Annotated in this window: 24 protein-coding genes and 1 riboswitch; of the genes, 3 read left to right on the top strand and 21 right to left on the bottom strand. The window is 39.0% G+C overall.

Features of this window, described 5'->3' with window-relative positions; all coding sequences use genetic code 11:
• Window positions 1-29 precede the first annotated feature (29 nt).
• Window positions 30-830: a GIY-YIG nuclease family protein gene (locus ACOZIR_RS19150; protein ID WP_045294553.1), complete on the bottom strand. Its 801-nt coding sequence runs from the start codon at window positions 828-830 to the stop codon at window positions 30-32.
• A complete protein-coding gene (panE, locus tag ACOZIR_RS19145; RefSeq protein WP_045294555.1) occupies window positions 830-1,759 on the bottom strand; it encodes a 2-dehydropantoate 2-reductase in 930 nt (309 codons plus the stop codon). The genes ACOZIR_RS19150 and panE overlap by 1 nt, the downstream gene beginning before the upstream one ends.
• A 251-nt stretch (window positions 1,760-2,010) precedes the next feature.
• Here panE and ACOZIR_RS19140 point away from each other — a divergent pair, with 251 nt between their 5' ends.
• A complete protein-coding gene (locus ACOZIR_RS19140) occupies window positions 2,011-2,931 on the top strand; it encodes a CobW family GTP-binding protein (RefSeq protein WP_310878678.1) in 921 nt (306 codons plus the stop codon).
• Between the two features lie 32 nt (window positions 2,932-2,963).
• On the opposite strand, the gene ACOZIR_RS19135 is transcribed toward ACOZIR_RS19140, so the two are convergent.
• A complete protein-coding gene (locus ACOZIR_RS19135) occupies window positions 2,964-3,122 on the bottom strand; it encodes a hypothetical protein (RefSeq protein ID WP_013056708.1) in 159 nt (52 codons plus the stop codon).
• 297 nt (window positions 3,123-3,419) lie between these two features.
• On the opposite strand from ACOZIR_RS19135, the gene ACOZIR_RS19130 reads away from it, so the two are divergent.
• Window positions 3,420-3,746, top strand: coding sequence for a MerR family transcriptional regulator (locus tag ACOZIR_RS19130; RefSeq protein WP_013082852.1), 327 nt, complete (start codon window positions 3,420-3,422; stop codon window positions 3,744-3,746).
• 91 nt (window positions 3,747-3,837) lie between these two features.
• On the opposite strand, the gene rarD is transcribed toward ACOZIR_RS19130, so the two are convergent.
• From rarD to ACOZIR_RS19055, 15 genes are all read right to left on the bottom strand, one after another.
• On the bottom strand, window positions 3,838-4,764 hold the full coding sequence (gene rarD, locus ACOZIR_RS19125) for an EamA family transporter RarD (protein WP_310878677.1): 927 nt from the start codon (window positions 4,762-4,764) through the stop codon (window positions 3,838-3,840).
• 134 nt (window positions 4,765-4,898) lie between these two features.
• The gene (locus ACOZIR_RS19120) at window positions 4,899-5,468 is read right to left on the bottom strand and encodes a cob(I)yrinic acid a,c-diamide adenosyltransferase (RefSeq protein WP_025752044.1); all 570 of its coding nucleotides are present in this window, start codon (window positions 5,466-5,468) and stop codon (window positions 4,899-4,901) included.
• Window positions 5,465-5,890 (bottom strand): bifunctional adenosylcobinamide kinase/adenosylcobinamide-phosphate guanylyltransferase, encoded by a 426-nt coding sequence (locus ACOZIR_RS19115; RefSeq protein WP_045294559.1) that lies wholly within the window; start codon window positions 5,888-5,890, stop codon window positions 5,465-5,467. Before ACOZIR_RS19115 ends, ACOZIR_RS19120 begins: the two co-directional genes overlap by 4 nt.
• Entirely contained in the window at window positions 5,842-6,456 is a 615-nt protein-coding gene (locus ACOZIR_RS19110; RefSeq protein WP_045294561.1) for a histidine phosphatase family protein, read from the bottom strand. Before ACOZIR_RS19110 ends, ACOZIR_RS19115 begins: the two co-directional genes overlap by 49 nt.
• Entirely contained in the window at window positions 6,414-7,187 is a 774-nt protein-coding gene (gene cobS, locus ACOZIR_RS19105; protein ID WP_045294563.1) for an adenosylcobinamide-GDP ribazoletransferase, read from the bottom strand. Before cobS ends, ACOZIR_RS19110 begins: the two co-directional genes overlap by 43 nt.
• On the bottom strand, window positions 7,184-7,744 hold the full coding sequence (locus ACOZIR_RS19100) for a bifunctional adenosylcobinamide kinase/adenosylcobinamide-phosphate guanylyltransferase (protein ID WP_310878676.1): 561 nt from the start codon (window positions 7,742-7,744) through the stop codon (window positions 7,184-7,186). Before ACOZIR_RS19100 ends, cobS begins: the two co-directional genes overlap by 4 nt.
• Complete coding sequence (gene cobD, locus ACOZIR_RS19095; RefSeq protein WP_421535754.1) at window positions 7,741-8,820, bottom strand: threonine-phosphate decarboxylase CobD; 1,080 nt, start codon at window positions 8,818-8,820, stop codon at window positions 7,741-7,743. The genes ACOZIR_RS19100 and cobD overlap by 4 nt, the downstream gene beginning before the upstream one ends.
• Window positions 8,795-9,781 (bottom strand): adenosylcobinamide-phosphate synthase CbiB, encoded by a 987-nt coding sequence (gene cbiB, locus ACOZIR_RS19090; RefSeq protein ID WP_045294567.1) that lies wholly within the window; start codon window positions 9,779-9,781, stop codon window positions 8,795-8,797. Before cbiB ends, cobD begins: the two co-directional genes overlap by 26 nt.
• Window positions 9,782-9,785: 4 nt before the next feature.
• Window positions 9,786-10,394 (bottom strand): adenosylcobinamide amidohydrolase, encoded by a 609-nt coding sequence (locus ACOZIR_RS19085; RefSeq protein ID WP_421535753.1) that lies wholly within the window; start codon window positions 10,392-10,394, stop codon window positions 9,786-9,788.
• 88 nt (window positions 10,395-10,482) lie between these two features.
• Window positions 10,483-11,442: an ABC transporter substrate-binding protein gene (locus tag ACOZIR_RS19080; protein WP_045294571.1), complete on the bottom strand. Its 960-nt coding sequence runs from the start codon at window positions 11,440-11,442 to the stop codon at window positions 10,483-10,485.
• 68 nt (window positions 11,443-11,510) lie between these two features.
• Window positions 11,511-11,675 carry a hypothetical protein gene (locus tag ACOZIR_RS19075; RefSeq protein WP_310878674.1) on the bottom strand — a complete coding sequence of 55 codons (165 nt, stop codon included), beginning with the start codon at window positions 11,673-11,675 and terminating at the stop codon, window positions 11,511-11,513.
• 27 nt (window positions 11,676-11,702) lie between these two features.
• Window positions 11,703-11,835, bottom strand: a riboswitch (cobalamin riboswitch).
• Between the two features lie 90 nt (window positions 11,836-11,925).
• A complete protein-coding gene (locus ACOZIR_RS19070) occupies window positions 11,926-12,240 on the bottom strand; it encodes a thioredoxin family protein (RefSeq protein WP_045294573.1) in 315 nt (104 codons plus the stop codon).
• A gap of 188 nt (window positions 12,241-12,428) precedes the next feature.
• Window positions 12,429-13,031, bottom strand: coding sequence for a YpjP family protein (locus tag ACOZIR_RS19065; RefSeq protein ID WP_025752035.1), 603 nt, complete (start codon window positions 13,029-13,031; stop codon window positions 12,429-12,431).
• A 380-nt stretch (window positions 13,032-13,411) separates the two neighbouring features.
• On the bottom strand, window positions 13,412-14,191 hold the full coding sequence (locus ACOZIR_RS19060; RefSeq protein ID WP_045294615.1) for a class I SAM-dependent methyltransferase: 780 nt from the start codon (window positions 14,189-14,191) through the stop codon (window positions 13,412-13,414).
• A gap of 134 nt (window positions 14,192-14,325) precedes the next feature.
• Window positions 14,326-14,763 (bottom strand): BrxA/BrxB family bacilliredoxin, encoded by a 438-nt coding sequence (locus tag ACOZIR_RS19055; RefSeq protein WP_013056693.1) that lies wholly within the window; start codon window positions 14,761-14,763, stop codon window positions 14,326-14,328.
• 241 nt (window positions 14,764-15,004) lie between these two features.
• Here ACOZIR_RS19055 and ACOZIR_RS19050 point away from each other — a divergent pair, with 241 nt between their 5' ends.
• Window positions 15,005-15,871, top strand: a complete 867-nt coding sequence (locus ACOZIR_RS19050; protein ID WP_310878673.1) for a polysaccharide deacetylase family protein — start codon at window positions 15,005-15,007, stop codon at window positions 15,869-15,871.
• Between the two features lie 31 nt (window positions 15,872-15,902).
• Here the strand turns inward: ACOZIR_RS19050 and ACOZIR_RS19045 are convergent, their stop codons facing one another.
• The 3 genes from ACOZIR_RS19045 to ACOZIR_RS19035 all read right to left on the bottom strand — a co-directional run bounded on the left by ACOZIR_RS19045 (window position 15,903) and on the right by ACOZIR_RS19035 (window position 19,623).
• Window positions 15,903-17,027: a conserved virulence factor C family protein gene (locus ACOZIR_RS19045; RefSeq protein WP_421535752.1), complete on the bottom strand. Its 1,125-nt coding sequence runs from the start codon at window positions 17,025-17,027 to the stop codon at window positions 15,903-15,905.
• A 63-nt stretch (window positions 17,028-17,090) separates the two neighbouring features.
• Complete coding sequence (locus ACOZIR_RS19040; protein ID WP_045294579.1) at window positions 17,091-18,989, bottom strand: ABC-F family ATP-binding cassette domain-containing protein; 1,899 nt, start codon at window positions 18,987-18,989, stop codon at window positions 17,091-17,093.
• Window positions 18,970-19,623 (bottom strand): HD domain-containing protein, encoded by a 654-nt coding sequence (locus tag ACOZIR_RS19035; protein ID WP_045294580.1) that lies wholly within the window; start codon window positions 19,621-19,623, stop codon window positions 18,970-18,972. The genes ACOZIR_RS19040 and ACOZIR_RS19035 overlap by 20 nt, the downstream gene beginning before the upstream one ends.
• Between the last annotated feature and the right edge of the window lie 27 nt (window positions 19,624-19,650).

The raw sequence follows: 19,650 nt of genomic DNA, 5'->3' as shown, positions 1-19,650 counted from the left end.
ATCCATGATCATTGTGATCATGGATTTTATTACGCTTTGAGCAATTTTTCAGAAATGCGAAGAGCTTCTTCTATGCCAAATTTACGCACTAAGCTGATGGCTTCCTTTATTTCTCGCTTTTTTAAATCATGAGTTGGATTTAAATTTAACAACACTTGAATAACAACTAAATCTCGCATCGTAAACATCATATTCTTTTTCATATCTCGCTGAAATGTATACTGCTCTTTTAAAAGCCGGTCACTTATTGCTAACACTTTCAACTCCGGAAGATGCAGCTGCGCTCCTGCTTCTTGACAAGACCACAATTTTTTCACTCGATCTTCAGCATTCATATTTGCGACTCGTGCATATGTAATATCGCTGTTTTCTTGGCAGATCTCTATCTCTTTTAACGTTGGCTTTAGCACCGTTTTCCGCTTGGAGACTTTTTTCTTATCAACTCCTGTATCCCTAAGGACTCTGCCGTGAACGGTGTAAATGTCGTATTCATTTTTTCTTTTCACATCTTGTTTATTGTATTTTGGGAAATAACCATTTACAAGCATCGTTCTCAGCATATCTAATTCTTTTTTTAATCCATGAACTTCAATATATCCAACAGCATGAATTTCTTTGTGGAATTTTTTTGTGTTGCTAACACCTTTTCCTGCAACGTGAGCTCTTACTCTTTCTGATAGAGAGCCCGTCGTGGTTCCGATATACAAAAGCCTGCCGGGTTTATCAAAGAAAAAATAAATGCCGGGAGCTGAAGGCAATTGTCCCATTTCTGCTGTACTTAGCAGCTTCTGCAGTACCTGCATGACTGCTAAATCGATTTTTGCTGTCATTATTTCTGATAACCTTTTAACATTTCTTCATATACTTTTAGATGCGTATACACAGTTTGAAGAAGCGGTACGTGTATAGACGATTTTTCAGCTAATGTCAGCAAATATCCTTGAAGGTGGTCTCCTTCAATTTGAGAACTTTTTTCCATGTCACGCTGCATCGATGACTTCATGTCATACGTCATTTTATCCATCGTATTCATATGCTGTTCAATGATTCCTTCTGCTAATGGTGCATCGTAGGCCATCATAATATTTTCAACTTCTTTAAAAAGCTCTTGTACAAATTCACGCCCGCCTTTTGCCGCTAGCACTGGACCAACAGGTGCGCGCATAAGAGTGGTCATACCTGACATAACCGTAATAAATAAATACTTATGCCACATATCCTGTTCAATATATGAACTTTTTACAAACGAAGCTTTTGTACCACTGAACGCTTGCTCAATCAGTTGTAATCGTTCTGTTTCCTTCTGTTTAAATTCACCAAATACAAGTCTGTGCACAGGACTCGTCTGGACGACATCTCCATCTTGGTTTAAAGTCGTTTCAATAAAGCACAGCCCTCCAATGACTTTCTCTTCCCCAAAAGCTTCCTGCAATGGAGCGACGTGAGCCATACCATTTAACAAAGGTATTACAACTGTCTGATTCCCTACAAAAGGACGGACATCCTCAATTGCTTGTTTAAGATGATAAGCCTTCGTCGTGAACAAAATAACATCATAAGGTCCTTTTACCTCAGATTTTGTAATAGCTTGTACAGGTGAAGTGAAGTCACCGTGTGCGCTTTTAATCACAAGTCCGTTTTGTTCCAGCTCTTTTTTTCTGCGTTCTCTGACAAGGAAAGTCACATCTTCCCCTTTTTCCACAAGTCTGCCTCCAAAGTAACCGCCAACGCCGCCTGCGCCTAAAACTAATATTCGCATAACCTTTGCTCCCCTTTTCTTTTTCTTTTATTGTAGCACAGCTAGTTTGAAATTTTATAATATTCTTATTTCATTGTATTTTGAGTTTTCTACAAAAGATAGCCATAGCGCTTTTAAAGTTGTTATAATGAATACAAAAAAGCATAAAAATTTACGTTTAGACTTTTATCCCCTCTTGGATATACTATTTACCAATCCATAATCGGAAAAATTTCGATTTAGACAATGTTATTTACATAGGAGAGACTGAAATGAAAACAGAAATCTACATTTTATCTGGATTTTTAGGCAGCGGAAAAACAACGTTACTTAAACAGCTGCTTCAGCAAGAAAAAGATCGCAATCGCAACATTGCTGTTGTGATGAATGAGCTTGGCCAAGTTTCGATTGACTCAAATGAAGTAGAAAAAGACACGCCTTTAAAAGAATTGCTAAACGGCTGCGTGTGCTGTACTATTCAAGGTCAATTTGAAACGCAGCTTCATTCACTTCTACAGGAGAACACATTGGATGCTATCTATATAGAAACAACCGGAGTTGCACATCCCATTGAAGTATTAGATGCCTGTATGTCTCCTCTTTTTGCGCATCAAGTCACGATTAAAAGTATTATCACCACACTTGATGCAACAAGGTGGAAAGAACGTGGGTCCTTAAGCATTCAACTTCAAAAACTTCTTCAAGAACAAGTAAAACATGGGGATGTAATTTTATTAAACAAAACGGACATGCTGTCTGAGTCGGAAAAGTCTTCCCTGCTTTTTGAAGTTCAATCCATTAACGCTCGTGCAATAACATTATTGACGACATTTTCCCGCGTGAAGCTTGACGTGATTCAAAAAGCTCATCTGTCTCAAAAACAGCCGCATCATAAGGCTCATGTTGAAGATCACCTTCATTTAAAAACATTTGTATATGAGTTTACAAAAAAAGTGGATCTTGAATTATTTGAAAATTGGCTGCGTCAAATGCCAGATACCATTTATCGCATTAAAGGCTATATGCGCTTTACTCATTCGAATGATACGTATTCGTTTCAATATTCATACGGCATGCCTCTATATATGAAAGAAATGATGAAGCTGCCCACCACTCTTGTCTTTATAGGGGAAAACCTCGACCACGCTAAGATGAAACAAGAATTATTTAATCTTGAACAGCAATCTCATTAAAAATCCCGCTCTAGGCGGGATTTTTTTATTACTTATAAACAGGCATTTTGTACTCTGCGCAAAATTTCATATGCACGATTTCCGGCTAACTCTGTCAATTCTTCAAATTTTTCATCTCTTTTCAAATCAAGTTCAATAATTTCTTTTGCCAGCTCAATAATCTCTTCTTTTTTCAATTGTTGCACAGCCATGTAAAACGCCCTTCCCTTTTAGAATTTATGTATATTCTCACATTTATTTTCTATTCATCATTTTGAAAGCAAGTGATTAACCACAAGGCTTTATCCTGTATGGTCAACCACTTGGGATCGAGTTAATCATTAGTTTATAGGACTCTTTTCCCTATTTCATTATTTATGTCACCTTTTCTCACATAGTAATTCAAAAATATAACATATATATGTTAGAATGTATTACATGTTATAATTTTTTGTATTTTTTTCCTTTATAATAATAACATACTACTACGTACTCAGGGGTGAGAGAGATTGTCTACGAATGAAGCGTCATATCGAGATAAAAAAGTCATGTCTATTGGGATTGTAAAAGAATTAACCGGTTTATCAGAAAGGCAAATTCGCTACTACGAGAAAAGAAGCCTGCTCTTTCCGGACCGAACCAATACGGGTATCCGGAAATATTCGTTTTCAGACGTCGAACGATTAATGGATATTGCCGATCGCATAGAAGAAGGAGTTCAAACGAGTGAAATACGCACAGAACTGGCTAAAAAAGATGAAGCGAGAAAAATGAAAGAAGTAAAAAACCAAATGCTTCAAGGTCAGTTGAACGCTCATTTCAAGCGGAAGCTATAAAGTATACATACGGTGACTTTCCCGTCTCCGTTTTTATTTCTTTACGGTAGACAAAAAAGCGCATATCTAAAGATATCCGCTTTTTTGTCCGTTAAGCTGAGCGCCCTTTAAAGAATTTCGGCTGATGAGAACTCATGAACTTAGTTTTAGATAAAATGAACATAACAGATCCGCCCCAAATGAACAAAAAGGCAATCATCTCCACGCTAGAAAACGGTTCATGATACACGAATACCCCTAATAAAAGCGTCATGGTAGGAGCAATGTACTGTAAAAAACCGACCATCGATAGCGGAATAAGCGGGGCCCCTTTAGCGAAATACAATAGTGGCATAGCTGTAGCAACACCGCCTCCAATTAAAAGAGCACTCAGATTAAGCGACTGAAGGGAAAAACTTGAAGATCCTTTCACTAAAAGAAAAATAAAATAAATAACTGCAATAGGTGCAACCATCATCGTTTCAATCGTTAATCCTACTTTTGCTTCTAATTGAATAGTCTTTTTTACAAGACCGTACAAACCAAAGCTAAACGCTAAGCTTAATGATACCCATGGGATATGCCCGTATGTAACTGTCATAACGATAACACCTATAGCAGCCAATCCAACAGAAGCACTCTGCCAAAAATTAAGCTTCTCTTTTAAAACGACTATACCAAGCAAAATACTAACGAGCGGATTGATGTAGTAACCTAAACTTGTTTCAATAATATGATTATGGTTAACCGCCCAAATGTAAACGAACCAGTTGATGCTGATCAGCACTGAAGCCACAAATAAAATGACCGCTTGTTTCGTATTACGAAATAATAAACCAAGGGTCTTCTTTAAAGAACTCATTTGCTTTGTCACAAGCAAAAGTAAAAGCATAAAAACAAATGACCATATAACACGGTGAGCGAGTATTTCATTCGCATTCACCTCGCCAAGAAGCTTCCAGTAAAGCGGAAAAAGCCCCCACATAACGTAAGCGCTGGCCGTATAAACAATACCTGCTCGTTTAGAATCTTGATTCATTTCTCAACCTCTTTTCTTCATCTCTCTGTCTCTTATCATTATAGATGCATTTACCTCTTTTTTATAGCTTTATTTTGCCTATCGAAATAGTTCATAAAAAAACGATCGCTTTTAGCTCGACCGTTTTTTATACCTTATTTTTTAGGCTGTTTAAATACTTTGGCACTGCGAATATACTCTACATCTTGTACGTTTTCTCGCGCGTTAGCGATTCGAGCCGCAGCAAAGAAGTAATCGGATAAACGATTTAAATACTGAAGCACCGCCGCATTAATTTTATGCTCACGCTGCACGCCAACAACAAGCCGTTCTGCGCGGCGTGTAATCGTCCGGCAAATATGAAGCGTTGTCGCTGCAGGTGTGCCCCCTGGTAAAATAAAACGCTCAATGGCCGGCGCTTCTGACATATAGACATCAATGCGCTTTTCAAGTACTGATATCATATCGTTTGTTACTTTGTACGGATGATCATCTTTTGCAAATGCTAAATCACTTCCACAGTCAAAAAGCTCATGTTGAATCGTAATTAGCTCTTCTTTTACATCTTTTAATGTGGTTTCATCCAGCTGATAAATCGCTTGACCTACAAAGCCATTTAGCTCATCAATCGTACCGTATGCTTCCACTCGAATATCATCTTTATTTACTCGTCCTCCAATTAAGCTTGTCTGCCCTTTGTCACCTGTTTTTGTGTAAATGTTCATTGTATGTCCTCCTTCAATCGATTAGCAATTCCGTACCAAATGTGATCTACTTTCCGGGCATGTGTCGCTAAATGCTGATACGCATACCCGCATTCATCTCTCCACTGCCGCTCTGTTGGATCTAAAGGAACAATCCCTTTGCCGACTTCAGTTCCAATCACTATTAACTGTTCCCATACACCGCTGTCTCTCCACTTCTGTATTAACTTTTTAACAACAAGGTGCGGAGCCTCCAGCTCGCTATGTACTAATTCCTTAACATAGTCCTCAAATCCTTCTAGCACAATGTAACTTTCTTCGAATTCAAACGCTGGTAAAACAGGGTCTTCATACAAACAATGCCATTTTACCGACTCACCCGCATAATGCTGCTTCACCCATTTTCTTTTGCCGGTAAATGCACCGCCGAATACGAAATGCATGCTCTTCTCTCCCTTGCCCGTTTGTATGTAGATGTTACTGAAAAGCCTTCTCCATAAGAAAAAGAAACATCCCAAAGCGACGCTGTTTGCTTAAAATGGGATGCAAGTAAACGCAGTGGTCCGCCGTGTGAAACAATAGCAATGTGATGCAATTGCTGACTGGCCGCCAAATCGACCGCTTCTTCCCACGCTTCCCAAACTCGGTTTGAAAAGCCTGAGAAGCTTTCACCATTCGGAGGCGTATGTTCTGTCCAATGATCAATCCAATTTCTATACGCCCGTATGTTTTTTAAATCTTCATACGTCTTCTCTTCCCAATCTCCAAAATGCAGCTCACGCCAATTCTCACTTTTAACCACCTGAGATTTAGGAAAAACAATTGAACTTGTTTCTAGCGCCCTTTTTAAATCACTGGAAATAACGAGCTGAGGTTCTAGAAAAAGCTCTTTTAATTCATTTTTTCCGTCTATACTTAAAGGCGGATCACTCCACCCTATATATTTTTTCTGTTGATTTTCAAGCGTCATGCCGTGACGAATACATGTGATAACCAAAGAATTATCCATAGAAACGTTTCTCCTCCTTCAATGGTTGCCCCTATAACATCTCCCGTTACGCCACCAAACTGCGAACGATAAAATCGTATCCAGAGCCATAAAAAACCGGCAAAGAAAAGGATAATGAATTTATTGTCTATAAAAACAGCGAAAATAGCAACTAAGAATAGGCTCATGATGATAAATCCATAAATAGACCGTTTGGTGACTCCTTTTTGAAAATAAGCAGCAAGACCCGTATCTTTAGCAGGCTTATCTCTCATCAATAAAAAGGCTGCTCCGATTCTTGGAAGTGTAAAGACAATTAAGCATGCCCAAATTGATAAAGAAGAAAGAGACGCTAATTCATAGATCGCACTAAAACGCAGCAGCAGCAGAACCATAAGAGAAAGAATAGCAAAAGACCCAACGTGCGGGTCACTTAAAATCTGCAGTTTTTTTTCCTTTGACTGATGAGAAAAATACGCATCGCTTACGTCCATCCAGCCGTCTAAATGAAGGCCACCCGTTAAGACAAGCGGTAAAAGCAAAACTAAAATACTATCAACAATCGTAGTGATAGGTGAAGATTGAAGCAGCTGTAAAAAGCTATAGAACATCAAGCCTAGTAACATACCAATCCACGGCAGCACAAAAAGTGAGCGTGCCGTTCTTTTTTCAGTCCATTGAACGGTTTTAGCCAGTGGTAAGATCGTAAAAAACTGGAGAGAAATTCGCAGTATGGCTATCCATTCTTTCATATATCTACACATTCCTTTCCTTTTTTAAAACGATAAATTCCTGCTTCTACACAAATAGCCACATCTGCTTTTTCTACAATATACTGATGTAATTTTCCTAACATCTTCATATAGCTATATGTAGGCTCCTGTAACACGCCCGCTTCAAACAGTTCATTAGAGACTAGCACAACCGTCTGAGACTGCGCAAACAGCTTATCGAGCGCTTCTCTCATATGAAGAAAAACCTCTTGTTTGCCTTCTTTTGTTTGCCACCTTTTTTCTGTTAAAAAAAGCTCATTGGCAAGCCAGTTCGTGACACAATCCAAAAGTATAGCATCATCACTTTGAAGATTTGGAAAAATTTGTTGTAAATCTACTGACTGTTCGATCGTTACCCAAGGCGTGTTCGCTGCTTGGCGTTCTTTTTGATGAAGCTGGATGCGTTTTTGCATTTCACTATCTGTTTGCTGGCTTGTGGCAATATAAACAGCGCGCTTTGTACAAAAAGTTTGAACCATGTTCTCCGCTGCACGTGATTTTCCGCTTCGAACGCCTCCGCTAATAAAGATGATCATATTTCATCGAGTCCTTGTTTGATTACTTTAAGCAGATAGTCATTTTCTTCTTTCGTTTTCACAGCCAAACGGATATAGCGCCCATTTAAAAATGGGAAGTTTTCAGTATGCCGAGCTACCACGCCACGGCTTGCTAAATAGACAAGCCAATCGCGCGTATTAATAGGAGACGGAACGCTGCAAAGATAATAGTTTGTTTGAGAAGGAGAAAGCAAAAGCCCCCATTCCTTTAGTTGACTCAAGATTCGTTTTCGTTCTTGTTTAATATAATGTACGGTTTTTTTTACAAAATCTTTTTCATCCACACATATCATCCCTACTTGCTGCGACAATCCATTTACACTCCAAGGAGGCTGCTTTTTAGACATCTTGCTAATGATTTTTTCATTTGCCAAGATATAGCCAAGACGAAGCCCGGCAATATTAAACATCTTTGTCATAGAACGTACAACAATGATATGCTCATAATCCAGAATAAGAGAATCAAATGAAGGCTGATGTTCGACAAAATCAATGAATGCCTCATCAATCATTAAGTATGTACCATGATGAACAGCAGCTTTTACTACTTTCATCCATTCCTCATGACTATACATAACGCCTGTTGGATTATTTGGGTGGCAAATCCAAAGTACTTTTATGTCCGGAAGAATGCTCATAATCAACTCTATATCCCAGCTCCAGCCATTTTCTTCAGCTAAAGGAACGTATCTCACTTCACATCCATAAGCTTTACTTGCCTGTTCATATTCAACGAAAGTCGGCTGTACAATCCCTACTTTCTCTTCTGAAAATAACGAAGCAATAAGAAAAAACGCTTCAGCGGCGCCATTTGTAGGCAGCACTTGAGCAGCTGAAACATGATGATGAGCTGCAAGTTTATTTTTCAGCTCTGTTACTTGAGGATCAGGATAACTAAACGCTGCATCCTTGAATTCGTTCCACTTTTCGTGAAGCACAAGGGGAGCCCCTAAAGGATTTGTGTTCACGCTAAAATCTTTTATATGCGACAAATTCTCGGCCCCTAGTGCTTTTAAAAAGACATTGGGATTAGCTCCATGTGTAGGTAATAGCACTAATAACTCCTCCTAACAAAAGATATAATAACCACGTAGCATAGACCGTCCTCTTCATAATGAAAACAGCTTGTTCAATATGACCGGCTTGCAGGGGAATCAGTGGTTCGCCCATCTTTGCACGATTAGATTCTATGCCTTTATATGTATTAAGCCCGCCGAGTTGAATACCTAAAAGAGCAGCCACTGCGCTTTCCCCGTATCCGCTATTTGGACTTGGATGCTTCTTAGCATCACGCTTAATCAAACTCGTTACATGCCAAAAAGAATACTGGCTTTTTGCTACATTAACAGCCGTCATCACTACTGCAGTTAACCGACTTGGAATATAGTTTAATACGTCATCGGTTTTTGCACTAAAGTAACCGAACAGAAAGTAGCGGTCATTTTTGTACCCCACCATTGAATCACATGTGTTAATAGCTCGGTAAAAAAAGGCTAGGGCTCCTCCTCCTATAAATGCATAAAAAAGCGGAGCTGTGATACCATCACTTGTATTTTCAGCCACGGTCTCTACCGTCGCTCTGGCAATTTCTCCTTCTGACAAACGATCTGTATCTCGTCCCACAATCATGCTTACTTCATATCTAGCTTTCTCCATATCTCCTAGCTGAAGCGGCTTTTGCACCTTATAGGCAGCTTCGCTTAAAGAACGAGTGGATATAGTAGTCGCAATCATTACGCCCTCTACTAAAACACCTGCTATAAAATGAACTCCGTACAAAGCATGGAGGAATAAGAAAGGAACAACTCCTGCAAGCACAGCCATACTGATCACAAGAAGCAATCCTTTGAAACGTTTTCCTGTATCTTTATTTAATCTGGAATCCATCCAATAAATCCACTTGCCAAACCAGCGAACGGGATGAGGCCAATTTTCGGGGTCGCCTATGATTCGGTCAATTAGTAAAGCAATGGTCATGGCCGTCACGTGTGCAATCATTGCTTGTGCAATACTCATTTCTTCACCTCTTTTCCTTAAGTGCCTGCTCTAAGCTTATTTTTACCAGCTTGGCTACCGCTTGACCTAAAGCGGTCATAGAGCCTGCATATTCATATAATGGTCCTTGTTGAGACGCTGCAACTGAGATACTGTCCGTAGATGTTCCTGTAGCAACCGTCTTTGTATAGGGATCTATGACACCCAGCTGTGACAGCGTTTTTGTTTTAGCTTCTGTAGCGGCAATAAAAAGCTGTAAAAACGCAGCATCCGTAAGCGTTCCTTCAACGAAAAAAAACATATTAATTGTACCAGGAGTGGAATAGAACGGAACAGCTTCATCCGCTGTAATATCCACTGCGTTTCCTACTCCAGCCGTTATCACTGAAGCTACTCTTACTCCGTATCCTTCATAACAGTAAACCGCTCTTTCTTTTAACCAGACCGCTGTCATCAACCCTACGATTTGATTATGACGCACATTTTCTTTCATCAAATATTGCTCATACTCCAAAGAAGGAGTATCTGAATAATAGTCTTTGTGAACAAATCGATTGTAAAAGGTGTCCGTTTCCGTAATGCCTGTTCCTAAAACCCCTGAGCTGTATGTTTTATAAGAAGTCTCGGTTTTCATGATTAAAAGCTCAGACCGTTCTTCAATTTTAAGATGTGAAAAGGGACCAATCCCCTTTTCAATTCGAACTGGAATATGGTCCCTCTTTTTATTTATTGTACACCTCAGGGTATACTGCTTTCGCTAAGTCCTCTAAGCCATCTACAATACGAGGTCCTAAGCGGTTGATTTTGTTTTGATCAACCTTCTCGATGTTACCCTCTTTTACAGCAGTCATGCTGCTCCAAGCGGGACGCTTCATAATCTCATTTTTGTCTGCATCATACGTTGCGATAATAACATCAGGGTTTAACTTAACAACTTGCTCTTCAGAAAACTTAACCCAACCCTTTTCACTAGCCGCTACGTTGTCAGCACCGATCATAGTAATCATTTCGTTCATGAACGTACCTTTTCCTGTTGTATAAATCTCAGGAGCTCCTGATACTTCTATCCATACTTTTTTACGATCTTCTTTTGAAATCGTTTTTGCTTTTTTCTCAATTGAAGCTACTTTTTCTTTCATGTCTTTAATTGTTTGATTAGCTTCTTTTGTTTTACCCGTTAATTTACCGATTTGCGTAATAGAATCATAAACCGTATCAAACGTTGTTGAATCTTTTACAACAAATACCGGAATACCCGCACTTTCAATTTGTTTAAATACTTCATCCGAAACGCCCATACTTGAAGCGTGTGCCAGCACTAAATCAGGATTTAAAGCAATAACTTTTTCTGCATTAACGTTCATATCTCCTACCTGCGCTTTTTTCTTTACGCTTTTAGGATAATCGTCGTTGCTTGTGACACCGACTAATTCTTTTTCAAGGCCAAGGGCATATACAATCTCCGTATTACTTGGCATTAATGAAACAATTTTCTTAGGCTGTTTTTTCAACGTAATTTCTTTATCACGCGCGTCTTTTACCTTCACTGGAAACGCAGCTTGTGACGTTTGTGCTGTATCTTGCTTCGTTTTTTTATCACTGTTGCCTTGGCTGCCTGCACCGCATGCAGCAAGTACGATGACTAACAGTGCAATAATGGAATACGAAAGCCATTTTTTCATCTAAATACTCCCCCTATATATTGTTCATTGTGAATACGAAACCTCCACGTTAAAGAAAAAGCAAATGATCATGCAAAAAGCAGCGCTATCCCGTTTTTTCCGCTTTGACTATGTATACTGCTCGCCGGCAGCTTCAAAATAAAAAAAACTTTACTTTCAATTGAAAGCAAAGCAGGTAACGTCAAGGTAGGCAGGAAAAGAACCCGTTCACTATACTTGATATGTATGTTCATTACCCTGCTTCACCCTTCCTCGAAGGTTTCACAGCTAACAATAAGGCAGGTCTCCTGACTTACGCACAAAGCGCTTACAGTGGCGGGACCGTGCTGGTTTTTCACCAGACTTCCCTTTTCACTCAATCTTTAAATTGAGACCTTATTGCTTTACGATTATTCACTTGTCCTAGTATACCCCACTCATCGAAAAATGGAAATAGCCATTCTCACAAAAAAAGCTGCGAGAATGCTCTCGCAGCTTAGGGAATTAAAGAGTTGCTAAAAATTCACGGACCGCTTCAGGCGTTTTAGCATTTGCGCTGTGCAGGTGCGCAATTTTTTCACCATTTTTATATACAAGAAGAGAAGGAATGCCCATTACATTGTTTTCAGCAGAAAGTTCTTCAAACTCATCCTTGTCAATTTTAAACCATGCTTTATCTGTATTTTCGTCAACGATTTCATCAATGAACATATCCAAACGTTTGCAATCAGGACACCACGTTGTCGTAAAGATCCCAACGCTTAGTGTTTCGTTCTTAATTTGTTCGCGAAATTGTTTTTCTTCCATAAATTGTTTCATTGTGTTACCTCCAGCATCTATTCGTTCCTTCTCACTATTCTATGGTAAGAAGTCTGACTTCATTATAAACGATTTTTTTATCGTTGTGCTAATGTTTGAGCTTATTTAGACTATAACGGTTTTAGACGAAAAAAAATGCTAGCTTAAAAAAGCTAACATTTCGAAATTATAGAATGTTGTGTCTATTATCAGCTGAACCACTTAGGCGGCATGTTTCGGTTCCAATAAATTTTTCCTAAATCATAATGCTTTTGAAAATTATCTGCAGCCGCATGATAGTGAAAATTAAACCAGTATCCATCTTTTGGAGGATTTTCACGCCGTACATGAAACCGTATTAAGTCCTGACCGGTTTCCCGGTCATATACATGGAAAATCTTTTCACCGTAGCCAGCAGCAGGGTGCTCGCTTATCTCGAGATTCTGAATTGACTGTTCACGTTCAGTGCCAATGTCGGTCAGCACTTCTTCAATTTTAGGTAACACTGCTTGACGAAATTCATCTTCAATGACGGGCCCAATTTTTGTTCCGAATTTTTCCACTGACTGTTTTTCAGCTGATTCCATTGCATACGTAACAAATGATGAAACGTCTTCATATTTTGGTTCTTCATATGGCAAATGAATATCTTCTATAACAGCTGTGACAGGAGTTGTTTCTCTTACATACCCTGCTTTATGTTGCTTGTCCGCTTTTGCATCATCAACGTATAAATATTCTGGTGGAGTGACAAGCCCAAATGTAAATACTGTAATAAATACAACTAGCATTCTTTTTATCCATCTAGGCATTCGTATCTTTCCTTTCTCATCTTTTCCCATATGGTCTTTTCATATCGTAAAATTTATTATCATAACTCACTAGGTATTGTAACATACTTATTAATTTTTTACCTATATTTGCTTATTCATTTATGCTGTCTACGGGCATTCGACGACTTTTTAGTTAGCACCTTCCTTCTTCTGTTTGAGGTTGTCACACCGAGCGGAAACCTATACAAGATATTCCTTTTTTGCTGGATGCTTAAACACAAAAGTATTTTTATGTTCAAAAATATATCATACTTTTATGAACTTTAGATGAAATTCACAAAAAAAACTTCCAAAACTTTTTAATTCCTAAAAGGTTTTAGAAGTCTTTTCAATGAGTGTGATTCATTTTACTTTTTTGTTTATTTTTGTATATCAATTGTCCCGTAATGAAATTTTGATGTTTTTCGTTTTTGCACGGTAAATCCATGCTCTTCAAAACGACTGCTTTTCCAATGATCTTTTAGCACGACCTTTTGTTTGGCTACTCTTTTTGCTTCTTGTATAGCCATGGACGTCAGCGTGGTATACAGTGCTATTGCTTTAATACCGTTAATTCCATTCGATTCCTCAATTTGCTCTTGAAACATGGGGTCAAAGTATACAACATCAAAAGAATTATCTTCACAACACGCCAAAAACGATTCAAAATTTTGATGAACCACGTTTATACGCTTCATTGCATCATTCAACTCTTGTACGTCACTTTCCCAATTTAAAAGTCCTTGTTTGACTAAATAAGCTACATAGCGGTTGCCTTCTAGTCCGACAACTTTTCCGCTTTTCCCTACCGCTGCGCTCGCCATCATACTATCCGATGCAAGACCAAGTGTACAGTCAAGCACGCTCATTCCGTTTTCCAAACTAGCGGCTTCAATAAACGGATCACGTTCTCCGCGCAGCCATCTCTTCACTCTAAACATAGCGGAATTTGGATGAAAAAAAATAGGTTCTTCTTCATTTTGGACGTGCAATTCTACTCTATTCTTACCCACGACCAGCACGTCTGCCGCTTCAAAATTTTGAAGGTCTGCAACAGATTTCTTCTCTCTTACTACAAAAGGTATACTTAAATCAGCGGCTACTTGTTTAGCTTTTACAATCATCTGTTCATTTGTTCGACCAGCAGTCGTAACAATCACTTTCATAACTCCCCCTACACTGTTTGGCTATTTACATAAAGAAAAAGGATGCCCATAGACATCCTTTTTCTTATAAAGTATATGTGATTTTTCTCTAAAAATCTATATACTAGATGTGACAAAAGCAGGACACTTTACGAACAGTGCTGCTTAAAGCCATTTAAAATGTTTTCAAAAATAACTTCTAAAGGCTGACCTTCAATTTCATGTCGAGGAATAAAATGAACGACTTCTTTTCCTTTTAAAAGCGCCATAGACGGTGATGAAGGCTCAATGTCCCCAAAATATTCACGCATTTTAGCTGTTGCTTCCTTATCTTGACCGGCAAAAACAGTTACCACTTGATCTGGTTTTTGCTCAGACTGTAAGTACGCTTGCGTTGCTGCAGGACGTGCTAAACCAGCAGCGCATCCACAAACTGAGTTAACGACAACAAAAGTTGTTCCTTCTACGTTTTCCATAAAATCAACTACGGCTTCCTCTGTTGTTAATTCTTCATAACCAGCTTGAGTTAATTCTTGACGCATTGGTTTAACTAACTGACGCATATATTCTTCATATGCCATTGACATATTAACATTCCTCCTAACAATCATTCACGCTAAAAGCATACTATAAAAGCCAGGAAAAATCTAGCTACTCACTCTTCAAATCCTTATCGTTGTCCCGTTCTCCTTTTCCATTTGATAAAAAAAGATTAAAACCGAGTCATATTATCTAATTTTTTTCCATAAAAATGTCGATTTTTACTATTAATATTCCATTTTTTGTACTATAGTAGTAAATAGTAGTTTAGTAGAAAGGATTTTCAAATTGAACCAGCGATTTAAGCCGAACAAAAGATTTTATGCATTTTTGTCTTTAGTGTTAGTGATTGTCGCTTCTTTGTTTTTTATTACAGAAGCCAAAGGAAGTGAACCTGCTGCATCTCAGCAAGTCTTAGCATCTACTGCATTGCCGCTGAAAGAAGCTGCATCTTCAGCACAACCTGAGAAGCTGCTTAATACACTTCACCATAATATGTATGTAGCGAATACGTTAAACGATCAAAATCAAGCTCTTACACAGCCTGTTTACCTTACGTTTGACGATGGTCCAACACCTGATACCCTTCATATTTTAGATGCTTTGCGTCAATATAACGTAAAAGCAACTTTCTTTATGTTAAAGTATCAAATTGACGCTCACCCTGAAATTGCTAAAAAAGTAGCACAGGAAGGACATGCCATCGGCTGTCACGGCGTCTCTCATGATATTCATGTCATGTATAGTGAAGACGGCGCCGCGTTAAAAGAAATGCAGGAGTGTCAAGCAACAGTTAAGAAAGTAACCGGTGTTGACAGTAAGTTAATCCGCGTTCCTTACGGCAGCGTTCCTTATTTAAAAGAGCCCCACCGTACAGAGCTGCTAAGCCACTTTAAATTATGGGACTGGAATGTAGACAGTGAAGACTGGGCACTTCGTTCTGCACCTAGAATTATTCAGGGCCTTGAACCTCATATTCAAGGGGTCAACTCCAATGGAAGAACACCAGTCATTTTATTTCATGATAAACCCTTTACGGCACAATCCCTTCCTGCTATTTTAACTTACTTAAAGCAGTCGGGCTATCAGCCTATTAAAATTGATAACACCATGCAACCTATGCAGTTTCCAACTCCCGCTGCAAAACAGTCGTAAAAAAAAGATCATTCAAGTGAATGATCTTTTTTTATGCTTTTCTGCTTTCTGTCATTTGTTTCCAAATAGAACCTTTTGCTTCTTCTCCGCCTTCGATACGTTCGATCGCTAGCTTGATTTGTAAGTCTACCTCAAATTCTTTATCGTTCTCTGCTGCTTTTAATGCAGGAAGAGCCGTCTCGTCCCCTACTTCGTATAAATACATAGCTGCACGCCAGCGCACAAGCTTGTTTTTATCACCAAGAGCTTCACACATTGCCGGAATACCTTCTTCAAAGCCTAAATCTGACATGCAGTCTCCAGCAGTACGGCGCACAGTGACTGATTTATCTTTTAATGCTTTGTATAAATAAGGTAGTACCGTTTTTGATTCAATCATTCCTAAATAGACGGTAGCTAAGCGGCGAATAGATGCTTTTTCATCATCAAGCGCTTTATTTAAAACGTCTAAGTCAGCTTCTGTTGGATCCATTTGTTCTAAATGGGCATAGCGTACTGACCAATCTTTGTCTTCTAGCATCTCTTCTGTAACTTTATAGGTTTTACGCGGCTGTACCGTTTTTCCGCCTTCTTTTTCTTCTTGTGCATTGGCTACAAGGCGAGTTAATCTTTCTTGCGGATATGCCGCTGCTAACTCTTCTACAACTTCGTCTCCGATAGCCGCTAGCTCTCCGTAACGAACGCCTTGTTCTCTCCATTTCCGTTCTAATACCACATTATCTGAAAAACGTTGAAGTTCTGCTACCGCTTTTGCGAATCGTTCGGGCAGACCAAAGCGCTTTTCTTCATTTCCGTCCGTTAGCTTGACTTGCATCGGTACATTTTTGAACATTTGAACTGACACATTTACCTCACCAAAATGCTCATTCATTTTGTGCTGTTCACTGTTGCTTTGCAAATCTTCACCAAACGCTGCACGAACTTGCGGCAAAATTTGCTTCCAGTCATATTTGGCATTTCGCTCTACTGCTAAGAAGTCCGCTACGTGGTAGACTCCTTTTACCCCTTCTACTTTCAAGATGTCTTGAACAACTTCAGGGGCTGCTTCAGCATTTTTTTCCGTATAGTTATTGCTTTTTCCGCCTGATAACACTTCGTCTAAATTAATTTTCATTGTATTCGGACTTGGCGTTGGCTCAATTGATTTAATGTTCATGTCGTATCGTACTCCTCTCATTAAAATTGTAGCATGTGGCTTATACTCAGTCTAACGACTTGTTTACGCGTTTTCAATTTCTTCAATCAGCTCTGAAAGCTCTGCCCAGCGATCAAGCAGTGCACTTAATTCTTCATTTGCTTTTTCTTGTTCTAACGATAGATTATGCGCTTTTGTATAATCGCTGCCTACCTGTTCAATTTCGCTTGTTAAGCGTTCAATTTCTTCTTCTTTTGCTGCAATATTATCTTCGATTTCTTCCCATTCTTTTTGTTCTTTATACGTTAAGCGACGCTTTTTCGTTTTCTCTGGCTGTTTTGGCTTTTCTTCTTTCACTTTAGCCTGCTGAACCATTGCCTGCTTCTTCTTCATCGCTTCTTCCAATTGATCCGTATAAGCGCCAAAATAAGTCGAAATATTCCCTTCTCCTTCAAAGACAAGTAAGTAATCTGCTACTTTATCTAAGAAATAGCGATCATGTGATACGGTGATAACGACACCTGGAAATTCTTCGAGATAGTCTTCAAGCACCGTTAGCGTTTGAGTATCCAAATCATTAGTCGGCTCATCTAGAAGCAATACATTCGGCGATGTCATCAATAATTTTAACAAGTATAAACGACGGCGCTCTCCTCCGGACAACTTTTGAATCGGTGTTCCGTGCGTATGTGAAGGAAATAGAAATCTCTCAAGCATTTGCGACGCAGAGATCATTTTTCCATCCGTCGTATGCACAACTTCTGCGGATTCTTTAATATACTCAAGCATGCGTTGATTCAAGTCCATATCATCGCTTTCTTGAGTATAGTAAGCAATTTTAACCGTTTGTCCTCTGTCAATTTCACCGCTGTCTGGCTCAATACGTCCTGCAATCATATTCAAAAGGGTAGACTTTCCGCTTCCATTTTTTCCGACAATTCCAATTCGATCTTGTTTTTTCACGATGTGCGTAAAGTCTGAAAGAATAATTTTATTTTCATACGTCTTAGACACATCTTTTAATTCAAACACTTTTTTCCCAAGGCGACTGCCTGCTAAACTTAAATCCAGTGATTCTTTTTCAGAGGAATCGATTTTCCCCTCTAATTCATCAAATCGCTGAATACGCGCTTTTTGCTTAGTCGTACGCGCTTTTGCTCCTCTGCGAATCCAAGCCAATTCATTGCGATATAAGTTGCTTAATTTTGCTTGAGTTGCTTTTTCCTGCTCTTCTCGAATCGCTTTTCCTTCTAGAAAAGCAGCATAGTTTCCTTTATAGCTATATAAATTTCCACCGTCTAATTCAAAAATTCGATTTGTGACAGCATCCAAGAAATAACGATCATGAGTAACAAGCAGAACGGCTCCTTGATATTTGGATAAATATTCTTCGAGCCATTTAACGGTCTCATAATCTAAGTGGTTAGTCGGCTCATCTAAGATCAATAAATCAGGTGTTTGAATTAGGCTTTGCGCAATGGACACGCGCTTTTTCTGTCCACCTGAAAGCTCACCGATTTTTGCACTCATATTTGAAATTCCCAGCTTCGTTAAAATCGACTGTGCGTTAGAATTGGCTTCCCACGCGTTCATCGCATCCATTTTCTGCTGTAAATCATACAATGTTTGCTGGTTTTTTTCGTTTGCAGAGTCTTGCTCTAACGCATACAGAGCTAGCTCATAGTTTTTTAATAAGTTAAGAAGAGGCGTATCTCCGCTGAAAACTTGCTCCAAAACAGTTAAGTTTTCATCAAAATCCGGATGCTGCGGTAAATATGTCACGCTGTAGTCTTTAGCATGAACAATATCTCCTTCGTCTCCAAGCTCTAAACCTGCGATAATTTTAAGAAGCGTTGATTTCCCTGTTCCGTTTACACCGATTAAGCCGATTCGCTCATTTTCCGTAATTGTAAATGTTAGTTGATGAAACAGCTCTTTTTCTCCATATGTTTTTGTTAAGTTTTCAACAGTCAGCATTTTCATAATGATAATTCCACTCTTTCTTAAATTGAACTAAAAATTCTTTCATATATGTATGTCGCTCTTGCGCTAGAGACCGTGCTGTTTGAGTATTCATTAACGCAGTCAGCTTTAATAACTTTTCATAAAAATGTGCAATAGCCGTTGATTTCCCGTGTCTATATTCTTCTGCCGTCATCTCGCTTCGTACCGCAATGTTTTCATCATACAAAGCCGTGCCTTTAGAACCTGCATACATAAACGTACGTGCGATTCCAATTGCACCGATCGCATCTAAACGATCTGCATCTTGAACGATTTTGCCTTCAAGCGTAGCCATAGCCGGACGGTTTCCGCCTTTAAATGACATCGTTTGTAAAATGTGAACGATATGCTTGCAGCTCTCTTCTTCTACCTGCTGACTCTTCAGCCACTCCCACACTTCCTCATACGCCTTTTCAACATCTTCCACTAGCTTATCATCTACCACATCGTGTAAAAGCGCGGCTAGTTCGATAACTTCCCGATTGCCGCCTTCTTTTTTATATAAAAGCACTGCATTTCGACGCACGCGATCGATATGCTGCCAGTCATGACCCGTCGTGTCATGTGCAAGCTTTGCTTGAACCCACTTTTCCGTCTCTGCTATTTTATTCATTTACTCACCTCAATTATATCCATCATT

Origin of the sequence: Priestia sp. D3YE.R1, assembly GCF_049199565.1 — a bacterium.
GTDB lineage: Bacteria > Bacillota > Bacilli > Bacillales > Bacillaceae_H > Priestia > Priestia aryabhattai.
Note: the sequence above shows the minus strand (reverse complement) of the source record. Positions and strands in the feature narration are given on the sequence as shown.